The organism is Geopsychrobacter electrodiphilus DSM 16401, from assembly GCF_000384395.1.
Taxonomy (GTDB): Bacteria; Desulfobacterota; Desulfuromonadia; order Desulfuromonadales; family Geopsychrobacteraceae; genus Geopsychrobacter; species Geopsychrobacter electrodiphilus.
Map to the genome: position 1 here is coordinate 1,917,450 of NZ_ARWE01000001.1, position 12,302 is coordinate 1,929,751.

General features: G+C 50.2%; 9 protein-coding genes. 1 reads left to right on the top strand and 8 read right to left on the bottom strand.

Annotation, left to right across the window (positions count from 1 at the left end; genetic code table 11):
* Positions 1-3: 3 nt before the first annotated feature.
* The 8 genes from carB to D888_RS21205 form a co-directional block, all read right to left on the bottom strand.
* Positions 4-3,261, bottom strand: coding sequence for a carbamoyl-phosphate synthase large subunit (gene carB, locus D888_RS0109120; protein WP_020676246.1), 3,258 nt, complete (start codon positions 3,259-3,261; stop codon positions 4-6).
* 33 nt (positions 3,262-3,294) lie between these two features.
* Entirely contained in the window at positions 3,295-4,428 is a 1,134-nt protein-coding gene (gene carA / locus D888_RS0109125; protein WP_020676247.1) for a glutamine-hydrolyzing carbamoyl-phosphate synthase small subunit, read from the bottom strand.
* A 62-nt stretch (positions 4,429-4,490) separates the two neighbouring features.
* Positions 4,491-5,765: a dihydroorotase gene (locus tag D888_RS0109130; protein ID WP_020676248.1), complete on the bottom strand. Its 1,275-nt coding sequence runs from the start codon at positions 5,763-5,765 to the stop codon at positions 4,491-4,493.
* 33 nt (positions 5,766-5,798) lie between these two features.
* Positions 5,799-6,734 (bottom strand): aspartate carbamoyltransferase catalytic subunit, encoded by a 936-nt coding sequence (locus D888_RS0109135; protein ID WP_020676249.1) that lies wholly within the window; start codon positions 6,732-6,734, stop codon positions 5,799-5,801.
* Between the two features lie 14 nt (positions 6,735-6,748).
* On the bottom strand, positions 6,749-7,279 hold the full coding sequence (gene pyrR, locus D888_RS0109140; RefSeq protein ID WP_342666819.1) for a bifunctional pyr operon transcriptional regulator/uracil phosphoribosyltransferase PyrR: 531 nt from the start codon (positions 7,277-7,279) through the stop codon (positions 6,749-6,751).
* A 210-nt stretch (positions 7,280-7,489) separates the two neighbouring features.
* Positions 7,490-8,158, bottom strand: a complete 669-nt coding sequence (gene lepB / locus D888_RS0109145) for a signal peptidase I (protein WP_020676251.1) — start codon at positions 8,156-8,158, stop codon at positions 7,490-7,492.
* Between the two features lie 3 nt (positions 8,159-8,161).
* Positions 8,162-9,961 carry a translation elongation factor 4 gene (gene lepA, locus D888_RS0109150; RefSeq protein WP_020676252.1) on the bottom strand — a complete coding sequence of 600 codons (1,800 nt, stop codon included), beginning with the start codon at positions 9,959-9,961 and terminating at the stop codon, positions 8,162-8,164.
* 218 nt (positions 9,962-10,179) lie between these two features.
* On the bottom strand, positions 10,180-11,100 hold the full coding sequence (locus tag D888_RS21205) for a DMT family transporter (RefSeq protein ID WP_020676253.1): 921 nt from the start codon (positions 11,098-11,100) through the stop codon (positions 10,180-10,182).
* Positions 11,101-11,457: 357 nt separating this feature from the next.
* Here D888_RS21205 and D888_RS0109160 point away from each other — a divergent pair, with 357 nt between their 5' ends.
* Positions 11,458-12,261 carry a transporter substrate-binding domain-containing protein gene (locus D888_RS0109160; protein WP_020676254.1) on the top strand — a complete coding sequence of 268 codons (804 nt, stop codon included), beginning with the start codon at positions 11,458-11,460 and terminating at the stop codon, positions 12,259-12,261.
* Positions 12,262-12,302 lie beyond the last annotated feature (41 nt).

The following is a 12,302-nucleotide window of genomic DNA, read 5'->3' on the forward strand; positions in this document are numbered from 1 at the left end:
TCCTCACGCCCTCGAATAATACTCCTGAAGGGGCGTCGCGTCAAGAGATTCTCTTTTCATCGCCAGTAAACCATCGGTTACGGCCTTGATTCCAGCAACAGTTGTAAAGTAAGCAACCTCATGCATCAGCGCCGAACGCCTGATTGAATAGGAATCCGAAACCGACTGTGAACCGAGGGTCGTATTAAAGACCATGCAAATTTCTTTGCTTTTGATTGAATCCACGCAATGCGGACGGCCTTCCTTGACCTTATTGACGATTTCAGCTGCGATCCCCTGTTCTTGCAGAAAGGCAGCAGTCCCACGGGTAGCAACGAAACTGTAGCCAGCTGCAACCAGTTTTCTGGCTGGTTCAATAATTCTTTCTTTATCTTCATCCTTTACGCTGACGAATATTTTCCCGGAGGCAGGTAAGTTAACCCCTGCTCCGATCTGCGCTTTGGCAAAGGCCTTGCCAAAGTCGTAATCGATCCCCATGACTTCTCCGGTTGACTTCATTTCTGGACCAAGCAGGGTGTCAACCCCCGGAAATTTCACAAAAGGGAAAACCGCTTCTTTTACCGAGATATATTTCGGGATGATATCTCCTGAAACATTTTGCATCTTCAACGATTCGCCGGCCATCACTCTGGCCGCTATCTGCGCCAGTTGTCGTCCGGTCGCTTTTGAGACGAAGGGAACCGTCCGACTGGCTCGCGGATTAACCTCGATCAGATAGATTGTCTCTCCTTTGACGGCAAACTGAATATTCATCAGGCCGACAACCTGAAGTTCCAGCGCCAGCGCTATTGTTTGCCTGCGGATCTCGGCAACAACTGTCGCTGAGAGTGAATAAGGCGGTAATACGCAGGCTGAGTCACCAGAATGGATACCAGCTTCTTCGATATGTTGCATAATGCCACCGATAACAACGTCGGTGCCATCTGCCAGGGCATCGACATCAACTTCGATCGCGTCCTGCAAAAACCGGTCGATCAACACCGGATGCTCTGGTGAGGCTTCAACCGCATATTTCATGTAATTTTGCAGACGTTCACTTTCGTAGACTATCTCCATCGCACGGCCGCCAAGGACGTATGACGGTCGGACGACGACCGGATAGCCGATCCGCTCAGCGATCTTTAACGCTTCATCGTAGGAACGAGCAATGCCGTTTTCCGGCTGGCGCAAATTCAGTTTATGAAGAAGGGTCTGAAAACGTTCACGATCTTCAGCGCGATCAATCGCATCCGGTGAGGTGCCAATGATCGGGACCCCGGCTTTCTCCAGGGCGACGGCCAGTTTCAAAGGCGTTTGACCGCCGTACTGGACTATGACCCCTTCAGGTTTTTCTTTCTCTACAATTTCAAGCACGTCTTCAAGAGTAAGGGGCTCAAAATAAAGTCGATCCGAGGTGTCATAATCGGTTGAAACGGTTTCCGGGTTACAGTTGACCATAATTGTCTCAAAACCGGCCTTGGCCAGGGCAAACAGGCCATGAACACAACAATAATCAAATTCAATCCCCTGCCCTATCCGGTTCGGACCACCACCCAGAATCATAATCTTGCGTTTGTCCGTCGGTTCCGCTTCACACTCCTCTTCATAGGTCGAATAGAGGTATGGCGTATACGCAACGAATTCAGCGCCACAGGTATCGACCCGTTTAAAGACCGGACGAATACCAAATTTATGCCGCAATTGACGGACATCAGCTTCGGTGATATCCCAAAGACAGGCCAATCTGCGATCAGAAAATCCGTATTTTTTAGCTTCGAGTAAAAGGTCTCGAAAGCTCTCATCGCCATTTGCAACTTGAGTCCTTTGGGTGACCAGCAGCGCTTCCATCTCAACAATTTGTTCAATATTATGCAGGAACCAGGGATCAATCCCACTTAATTGGTAGATCTCATCAACGCTAAATCCAGCGCGCAGAGCATCTGCAAGATGCCAGATGCGATCAGCACCGGGAACGCGAAGAGACTCGCGAAGACCGTCCAGCTCTGAGGTACTGAGGTGTCGTTGGTAATCGTTCGTTGATTCAAAAAGCAGACTTTCCAGGCCATAAGAGCCTGTTTCCAGAGAACGCAACGCCTTCTGAAAGCTCTCCTTGAACGTACGCCCCATGGCCATCACCTCGCCAACCGATTTCATCTGGGTTGTGAGGCGTGCGTCAGCCTGGGGGAACTTCTCAAAGGTGAAACGCGGAATTTTGGTAACGACATAATCTATGGTCGGCTCAAAGGAGGCCAGGGTCTCACGCGTAATGTCGTTCGGGATTTCATCGAGTCGATATCCGACCGCCAGCTTGGCAGCAATCTTGGCTATCGGGAAGCCGGTCGCCTTGGAGGCCAGCGCCGAGGAACGTGAAACCCGTGGGTTCATCTCGATGACCGCCAGGCGCCCGTCGCGCGGATTGATGCCAAACTGGATATTCGAACCGCCGGTATCCACCCCGATTTCACGGATAATCTTCAGCGAGGCATCCCGTAAAATCTGATATTCCTTATCTGTAAGAGTCTGAGCCGGCGCAACCGTGATCGAATCCCCGGTGTGAACCCCCATGGCATCAAAGTTTTCAATCGAACAGATGATGACGACGTTGTCGGCAGTGTCGCGCATCACCTCGAGTTCGTACTCTTTCCAGCCGATAATTGATTCTTCGACCAGAATTTCATCAGTCGGGGATGCATCAATTCCAGAAATCGCCATCTCCCTGTATTCTTCCAGGTTATATGCGATACCTCCGCCCGTACCACCCAGAGTAAACGAGGGACGAATAATGACGGGGAAACCAATACTCTCGATCACCTCCATCGCTTCCTGATAATTGTGCGCCAGTCCCGACCGTGGAACGGCGATGTCGATGCGCGCCATCGCAGCTTTAAAGAGGGTCCGATCTTCTGCCATCTTAATTGCTTTGAGATTCGCGCCAATTAACTCAACCCCGTATTTTTCAAGGGTGCCATCTTCTGCAACAGCCACCGCTGTATTGAGGGCCGTCTGCCCGCCCAGGGTCGGCAATAAAGCGTCAGGGCGTTCTTTGGCGATAATCTTGGTCAGTGTCTCAGGGGTAACCGGTTCGATATAGGTCCGGTCGGCAAAATCAGGATCGGTCATGATGGTAGCGGGGTTTGAATTGAGCAGAACAACCTCATAGCCTTCTTCTTTCAAGGCCTTGCAGGCTTGAGTGCCGCTGTAATCAAATTCACAAGCCTGGCCGATGACGATCGGACCTGCCCCGATAATCAGGATTTTCTTAATGTCTGTACGTTTTGGCATGGAACGTCCTTATTGAAGAATGACAATCAGAAATTAGCGCTGATTCTTCTTAAATTGATTGATCATGTCGATAAAACGCGCAAAGAGATAATGTGAATCATGCGGCCCGGGTGAAGCTTCGGGATGATATTGAACCGAAAACGCCGGGTATGTTTTATGCCTGATCCCCTCGACCGTTTTATCGTTCAGGTTGATGTGGCTGATCTCCACATCATCACCCAGAGACAGAGGATCGACAGCAAAGCCGTGATTTTGTGAGGTGATTGCAACCCGGCCGGTAACATAGTCCAGAACAGGCTGGTTTCCACCGCGATGACCGAACTTCAACTTGTAGGTTTTTCCGCCGAGGGCGATGGAGAGTAGTTGATGCCCGAGACAGATGCCGAATATCGGAACTTGGCCAAGCAGTTGCCGTATCGCCTCCTGCGCATAGGTAATCGGTTCCGGGTCACCAGGACCGTTACTTAAAAAGACACCATCCGGAGCCATTTTCATGATGGTTTCAGCCGAGGTTGTTGCCGGAACGACGGTCACCTGGCAGCCGGCGGATGTCAGGTTGCGCAGGATATTCTGTTTAATCCCAAAATCGAAGGCCACGACTTTGAGCGGGCGATCGATCTGTGTGCCGTCGGCATAGCCCGACTCCAGGTGCCATACACCCTGGTCCCAGGCATATTGCTGGGCACAACTCACCTCCTGAACCAGATCCAGCCCAACGATCGTCGGGGCTCTGCGCGCCTTCTCTATCAGGCTGGTCGGATCCAGGTCAACGCTCGAGACAATCCCGGTTTGCGCACCATGATCCCGTATGTGACGTACCAGTGCACGGGTATCAATTCCCTCAATACCGACAATCCCTTGTGCTTTAAGGTAAGCGTCGAGGCTCATTGTGGAGCGCCAGTTACTCGGGAATGGACAGGATTCTTTCACCACAAAGGCCGACAGGAAGGGTTGGCGTGACTCGACATCTTCCGGGTTAATTCCGGAATTGCCGATTTGCGGATAAGTCATGGTGACAATCTCACCACGATACGAAGGATCAGTTAAAATCTCCTGATATCCGGCCAGGCTGGTGTTAAAAACAACTTCACCATATACTTCTCCCGGTGCGCCCAGGGCGCGGCCGGTAAAGTAACGACCGTCAGCAAGTGCAAGAATAGCTTTCATGGATTCCTCATGGTTAATGCTTGTATCTAAAGACCTATAAGCAACGATCTGATTTAAAACGATTATCTTTCAAAGACAACTTTTCCAGCCAGCAGGGTTTTTACCGCGCCACCCTTCATGATCCAGCCACCGAACGGAGTATTTTTGCTTTTTGAATGCAGCTTTTGTGGCACAACTTCCCAGGTCAGGGTTGGATCGATGATTACAACATCTGCAACTGCGCCGGGGCTTAAAGTTCCGCGATCGATGCTGAGAACACGTGCTGGCTGGTAACTCATTAAGGCGATGGCACGATTCAGCTCTAGAACCTTGTCTTCAACGAGTTTCAGGGTCAATGGCAACATTGTCTCCAGTCCGACGATGCCATTCAGGGCGATAGCAAATTCAACGTTCTTTTCATCAAAATGATGCGGGGCATGATCGGTTGCAATGGCATCAATGGTGCCATCAGCCAGTCCGGCGCGCACGGCGTCGACGTCAGCCTGGGAACGTAAGGGTGGATTCATTTTGGCATTGGTATTATAACCCCGTACCGCTTCGTCGGTCAGGGTAAAGTGGTGAGGTGCCGCTTCGCAGGTGACGCGAATGCCGCGTGCTTTGGCCTGACGCACCAGGTCAACGCTTCCCCTGGTCGATACGTGTGCCATGTGCATGTGCCCACCGGTCAACTCGGCGAGCATGATATCCCGTGCTGTCATCGCGTCTTCAGCGACCCATGGGATGCCGCTCAGGCCCAGTTCGGTCGAGACCGCACCCTCATTCATTACGCCATTACCGACCAGCGAAAGATCTTCAGCATGCGAGATAATCGGCATATCAAAAGTATGAGAATACTCGAGGGCGCGCCGCATCAGTTCACTGCTGGTGACGGGGAGACCGTCATCAGAAAAGGCGACACACCCGCCCTCTTTTAATTCCCCCATTTCTGAGAGAATTTCTCCTTTAAGACCTTGAGTAATACTGCCGATGGGGAAGACGTTAGCTGTCCCCTGCTCCTGTGCCTTGGTAATGATATAGCGGCAGACCGCCAGATTATCGAGGATTGGTCGCGTGTTCGGCATGCAGGCTAGCGAGGTGACACCGCCAGCTGCCGCTGCTGCCGTTCCGCTGATGATATCTTCTTTGTATTCGAGACCGGGATCACGCAGGTGAACGTGCATGTCGATCAGCCCTGGAGTCACCAGCAAACCACTGGCGTCAATCACATCAGCGCCACCGTCAGACAAATTATTGCCGAGTTCAGCTATTTTGCCGTTTTCGATGCGCAAGTCACAAATTTTATCGATATTATTTGCCGGGTCGATGACCCGACCGTTCTTGATAAGTATGCAGTTCATAAAATTTTCCTCTTCGGACTTAGTAGTAATAGCTCAGTTTTCAGCCAATTTTTCGCCGCCGGAGACCAGATATAGCAGGGCCATACGGACAGCAACGCCGTTTTCAACCTGATCCAGAATGACATTCTGAGGGCCATCGGCAACTACGGAAGAGATCTCCACACCGCGGTTCATCGGACCGGGGTGCATGACAATCGCATCGGGTTTGGCCAGCTTGAGGTTTTTATCGTTCAACCCGAAGTAGCGCGAATATTCGCGCAAGGAAGGGATTAAGGTTTTACCCTGGCGTTCATGCTGAATCCGTAACATCATTACCACGTCAGCCTCGGTCAGTGCTTCGGTGAGATTTGCTGCGACTTTGCAGCCCAGGCGTTCAATCCCCGGCGGAAGCATGGTCTTCGGCCCACTGATCCAGACTTCGGCCCCAAGTTTATTCAGGCAGTCGATATTTGAACGCACCACGCGACTATGGGTAATATCTCCGACAATTGCCACCTTCAGCCCGGAAATTTTGCCCTTGTGCTGGCGGATGGTAAAAGCATCAAGCAATGCCTGGCTTGGATGCTCGTGGGTACCGTCTCCGGCATTAATCACCGAACAACCCATACGTTCGGCCAGATAGGCTGCGGCACCACTGGCGTTGTGTCGCATGACGATGATATTCGGATGCATGGCTTCAATATTGCGGGCCGTATCCTCAAGCGTCTCCCCTTTGACGACGGATGAGGATGAGCCACTGATGTTGACCGTATCCGCCGAAAGTCGTTTTCCGGCGATTTCGAAAGAAGTACGGGTTCGGGTGCTCGCCTCGAAAAACAAGTTAATGATGGTTTTCCCGCGCAGCGTAGGAACCTTTTTGATGTCTCGAGTATTGATCTCCTTGAAGCTTGCCGACGTCTCAAGGATGAAGTTCAACTCTTCAGCACTAAACTGTTTGATGCCCAGAATATGGCGATGTTGAAATTGCATCAGATCCTCCAGGATTATTTGATCAGGTAGACCCCAACGGGTACATGTTGCTCACTGAACTTGACCTCGATCTGTTCACTTCGTGCTGTAGGCAGATTACGTCCGATAAAATCCGGACGGATCGGCAACTCACGGTGCCCACGATCGATTAAAATGGCCAACTGGATATTACGTGGTCGACCGAGATCGATCAGGGCATCCATTGCCGCACGGATGGTACGCCCGGTGAAAAGTACATCATCGACCAGTATCACCTTACGATCTCCAAGGGGAAAGCGGATGTCGGTCTGACCCATTGTCAAATCATTTCGGCTTCCCAGGTCATCACGGTACATAGTGATATCGATGGTTCCAAGTGGCACCTGGACCCCCTCAATTTCGGCGATTTTTTGTTGAAGCTGCGCCGCAAGATAAATACCACCGGTGCGGATGCCGATAACCACCAGATTTTCAGTCCCTTTGTTGTGTTCCAGAATTTCATGCGCAATACGCGTCAACGCGCGTTGGACTGAAGCACTGTCTAGAATTTCGGTAGTCTCTGTCACCATTGAAGACCTCCTGAGGGGGATGGGCATAAAAAAAGTACCTGATACACGTGAAGTGTACAGGTACTTTTGCAGGGTTCATGAATGTTGACGATCATTAAGATTTCCCTTGCCGACCTCTCGGATCGACTTAAAGGGTTAATTGTGTTTGAACAGGGGCAATCTAGCAACTGCAGGGCTGAAAAGTCAACCTGATTTTTGAATGATAAATCAGTTGATCGGGCGGCCGATTCGCCCAAACCGAATCTTATGCAGAAGGCTGCCAGCTGCATTCCACGACCAATATTTTATAAATGCCAATCCTTTTATATTATCTCGCGGGACAAAACCCCAAAACCGGCTGTCATAGGAGAAATCACGGTTGTCGCCCATGACAAAATACTTACCCGCCGGAACCTGAATCGGGCCGGTGAAATCGCGTGGACTGGCAAGTGCCGGGACAAGCTGCGGGTCTTTATGGGTTTCCTGCGGGGGGGCATAGAGTTCGTCATTGACATAGACTTTTTTCTCGCGGATTTCAACCTTGTCCCCCGGTTCACCAATGACCCGCTTGATGAAGTCACGACGCTCAAAATAGGATTTGTCTTTGTCGCCAGGAAATTCAAAAACAATGACATCACCGCGTTTCGGGTTGCGTAGAGCGAGATAGCGCTGATCAGTAAAAGGGATCTCGGTCCCATAGATAAATTTGTTGACCAGCAGATGATCGCCGATCAACAAGGTGTCCAGCATTGAACCCGAAGGAATCTTGAATGCTTGAAAGAGGAAAGTACGAATGATCAGCGCCAGAACAACGGCAACGATCAGTGCCTCCGACCATTCGCGATACCATGGTTTCTTGACGATGGGCGTATTTTTTCTTTTGCGAGAGAATCCCATAATTTAATCTTTGACCTTTAGAATAGCAAGAAATGCTTCCTGGGGCAGCTCGATGCTACCGACCCGTTTCATTCGTTTTTTTCCCTCTTTTTGTTTTTCCAGCAATTTACGCTTCCGTGTGATATCACCGCCATAGCATTTCGCGGTGACATCTTTGCGCAAAGCCTTTACCGTCTGCCGCGCGATGACTTTGTTCCCGATCGCTGCCTGAATCGCGACTTCATACTGCTGACGAGGGATATATTCTTTCATTTTGGCAACCAGTTCATTGCCGCGGTACTGAGCCTTATCCCGATGAACAATCAGCGAAAGGGCATCAACTACGTCCCCGTTGATCAACACATTCAATCTGACCAATTCACTGATACGGTAATCAAGGGGCTCGTAATCCAGTGAGGCGTAACCGCGCGTAACAGATTTCAGGCGATCAAAGAAATCGAGAACAATTTCATTCAACGGCATTTCGTAAATAACGATCACACGGCTGGATGACAGATATTTCAATTCACGCTGAACACCGCGTTTCTCAATACACAGATTCAGCACCGCGCCTACATATTCGTTAGGCACATGTACTGAAGCGAGGACAAAGGGTTCCTTAATGAAAGAAATCAACTGAACCGGCGGTAACATATTGGCGCTTTCAACCCTGAGGATCTCATCCTTAACCGTCGTCACTTCATAAACAACCGTCGGTGCGGTGGTGATGAGATCAACGCCAAACTCACGTTCCAGTCGTTCCTGAATAATCTCCATATGCAGGAGGCCAAGAAAGCCGCACCGAAAACCAAAACCGAGGGCCATCGAATTTTCAGGTTCAAAGGTAAAAGCCGCATCATTCAGACGGAGTTTTTCCAGCGCATCGCGGAAGTCGTCATAGTCGGCGGAATCGATGGGATAAAGCCCGGAAAAGACCATGGGCTGAATCTCCTTGAAGCCATCTAGTGCCTTGGCGGCCGGGGTGTGCAGGTGGGTAATAGTATCCCCGACCTTGGCATCATCGACAACCTTGATGTTGGCGATGACAAATCCGACCTCGCCTGGGCCCAATTCAGAGAGTGCAACCGGGTGTGGTGTATAGGCCCCAACCTTCTGCACCTCGTAGACCCCGCCAGTGATCATAAGTTTGATCTTGTCCCCCTTGCGCAATACACCGTCAATCACGCGGACGAGAACGATAACCCCCTGGTAGGAGTCGTACCAGGAATCAAAGGTCAGAGCCCTGAGCGGCGCATTCCGGTCCCCTGTCGGGGCCGGCACGCGCGCGACGATCGCCTCGAGGAGGTCATCAACTCCGAGACCCGATTTGGCGCTGACACAAATGGCGTTTGAGGTGTCGATACCGATAATCTCTTCGATCTCCTGCTTGACCTTTTCGGGTTCAGCGCTCGGCAGGTCGATCTTGTTTAACACCGGAATAATTTCCAGATCCTGATCGAGAGCCAAATAAACATTCGCCAGTGTTTGCGCCTCGACGCCCTGGGCCGCGTCGACGACAAGCAATGCGCCTTCACAAGCCGATAGGGATCGGCTGACCTCATAGGTGAAGTCAACATGTCCGGGGGTGTCAATCAGGTTGAGCAAATACTCCTTGCCATCACGCGCCTTGTAAGGGATGCGCACCGCCTGGGATTTAATTGTAATCCCACGCTCCTTTTCAAGATCCATTTTGTCGAGAAACTGGTCTGTTTTTTCTCGATCGGATAAAGCTCCAGTGACCTCCAACAGGCGATCGGCCAAAGTAGACTTACCATGATCGATATGAGCAATAATTGAAAAATTACGTATCAGTTGCTGGTTCATGCGGTTATATATTTAATACCTATGCGAGGAACAAAGTCCTGGTTGCGTTATAAAACTAACCGCGAATAATAAACGTGTTAGTCCGCTGTTGTAAAGCAAGAAAAGGGATCTCAGCCAGGCTGTCCCTTATAAGGGTCGAACTTGAAATATTCTAGACAGCTCACAGGGACTATTCAGCGCTCATGGGCTGCACGCACGTTTTTTTTTCGCTTGAGCGCTTAGTTCATCTTCAGGTCTGGTTCTACTCCTGACGACCGACGTCTTAACAGGGGCCAGGCTTCAGCGAAGATCATACCGCTAACGATCAGACCGCCACCAGCCCAGGCTAATGAAGACAATCTTTCATCTAAAAGCCAGACAGAAAAAATTGCGGCCCATACCGGCTCCAGGGTGTAGATAAGCGCTGCGCGGGTAGGCGTTGTCAGCCGCTGAAAGCGGGTCATGGCCCAAAATGCATAGGCCGTTGCCAGAATCGCAGTTATCAGGAATGCTGAAACCAGTGACAGCGGCCACTCCCGAGGCCAACTGACGGGCTCAAAGATCAAACTCCCGATACAGCCAAGCACCGCCATAGTGAAAATTTGAACAAAAGTCAAAGCGCGAGCGTCGTAGCCTGCCGTAAAACGATCCAGTCCTAAAATATGTAAAGCAACAAAGAACGAACAGGCCAATACCAGTAAGTCTCCGGGGTTAAGCGTCCAGGGAGTATGCCATGTCAGCAGGATGAGGCCTGAGAAGGCAATTATTACTCCAACTTTCGCCCCGAAAGCGGCAGGTTTCTTGAGTAACGGACCGGCTAAAAGGGGAACCCAGACAACGTTAAGCCCGGTTAGAAAACCTGCATTCGCGGAGCTGGTTTGCTCAAGGCCAAAGGTCTGAAAGAGATAGGAGAGAAAAAGGAGCGTGCCGAGGAGTATCCCATTACACCAGCCCCTGTAGTCGAGGGTGGCAAAGCCTCTGCGACCTGCCATAAATCCAAGAAGTAATGCCGCGAGGGCGAAACGAATCCATAAAAAAGCCATCACGGGCAAGAGCTCAATCGCCTCTTTGACAATCGGGAACGTGGCGCCCCAGAAAAGAGTGACTGAGACAAGCATAATCTCGGCGAATGTTTGTTGACTGTTTTTGTTAGGGTACATAGGCATTGATCTTTTCTGATGTGGTAATCTACTTGTTCACCGCTGAGATGCTGTGATATAACGCTGTATTCGGTTTACTCAAATATTTATTTGGTAATAAATAGAGGAGCGCGAAAAAGTATCATGGAACGTGGGAAAAAGGAATCCGTTGAAGTCATCTGCCCCCGATGCAGGTACACTCAAATCATTATCCTGCCGGTGACGGATCTTCCCAGGTGTCCGGAATGCAATACGGTCATGCTGATCTCGGAATTGTTAGATGAGGGGAAATCCTATTAAAATACCTTGGATAAAATAAACCACCTGCCGCGTTGCGGCACTTTCGGACAACTACACATCAATTACACGGAGGTCCAGATGAAGAGATTTACCCTGTTACTGAGTGCACTATTTCTACTATTGGCTACCCTGCCCTGCACGGTCATGGCTGATACCCTGAGCGACATCCAGGATGCAGGTGTTTTGCGCGTCGGCATGGAACCTGGTTATATGCCCTTTGAGATGACAGATCAAAAAGGGCAAATCATCGGGTTTGACGTTGACATGGCAAAGCAGATCGCCAAAGCTATGGGCGTCAAGCTTGAACTTGTCAGCACCGCCTGGGATGGAATTATTCCGGCGCTGATGACCAAAAAATTCGATATGATCATGAGCGGTATGACGATCACACCGCAACGTAATCTGAAAATTGCGTTTGCCAACCCGTACATTGTTGTTGGGCAGAGTATCCTCATCCAAAAAAAATATGGTGATGAAGTTAAATCGTACAAGGATCTCAATAACAAAAAGTTTAAAGTCGGGTCCAAGCTGGGGACCACGGGTGAGCAAGCCACCAAGCGTATGATTCCTGATGCCAAATATATTTCCTTTGAAACCGAGCAGGAAGGAGTCATGGACCTGGTCAACGGCAAAATAGATGCCTTTGTTTACGACCTGCCCTACATGGCGATCGCCAATGCCCAAAAAAGCGAAGGCAAGCTGATCTTCCTCGACAAACCCTTTACCTATGAGCCTCTGGGCTGGGCCATCCGTCAGGGCAACCCTGATTTCCTCAACTGGCTGGACAATTTCCTTGCTCAGGTGAAAAATGACGGAACATACGATAAAATTTATAACAAGTGGTTCCTCAGCAATGACTGGGTCAAGAAACTTCAACAGTAAATATTTAAATTAGATGCAGGTGGTATCGCTGGAACAAGTTC

Bases quoted from the DNA above. Each gene is read 5' to 3' on its own strand.
- carB (WP_020676246.1), bottom strand. From the start codon at position 3,261: ATGCCAAAACGTACAGACATTAAGAAAATCCTGATTATCGGGGCAGGT.
- carA (WP_020676247.1), bottom strand. From the start codon at position 4,428: ATGAAAGCTATTCTTGCACTTGCTGACGGTCGTTACTTTACCGGCCGC.
- D888_RS0109130 (WP_020676248.1), bottom strand. From the start codon at position 5,765: ATGAACTGCATACTTATCAAGAACGGTCGGGTCATCGACCCGGCAAAT.
- D888_RS0109135 (WP_020676249.1), bottom strand. From the start codon at position 6,734: ATGCAATTTCAACATCGCCATATTCTGGGCATCAAACAGTTTAGTGCT.
- lepB (WP_020676251.1), bottom strand. From the start codon at position 8,158: ATGGGATTCTCTCGCAAAAGAAAAAATACGCCCATCGTCAAGAAACCA.
- lepA (WP_020676252.1), bottom strand. From the start codon at position 9,961: ATGAACCAGCAACTGATACGTAATTTTTCAATTATTGCTCATATCGAT.
- D888_RS21205 (WP_020676253.1), bottom strand. From the start codon at position 11,100: ATGTACCCTAACAAAAACAGTCAACAAACATTCGCCGAGATTATGCTT.
- D888_RS0109160 (WP_020676254.1), top strand. From the start codon at position 11,458: ATGAAGAGATTTACCCTGTTACTGAGTGCACTATTTCTACTATTGGCT.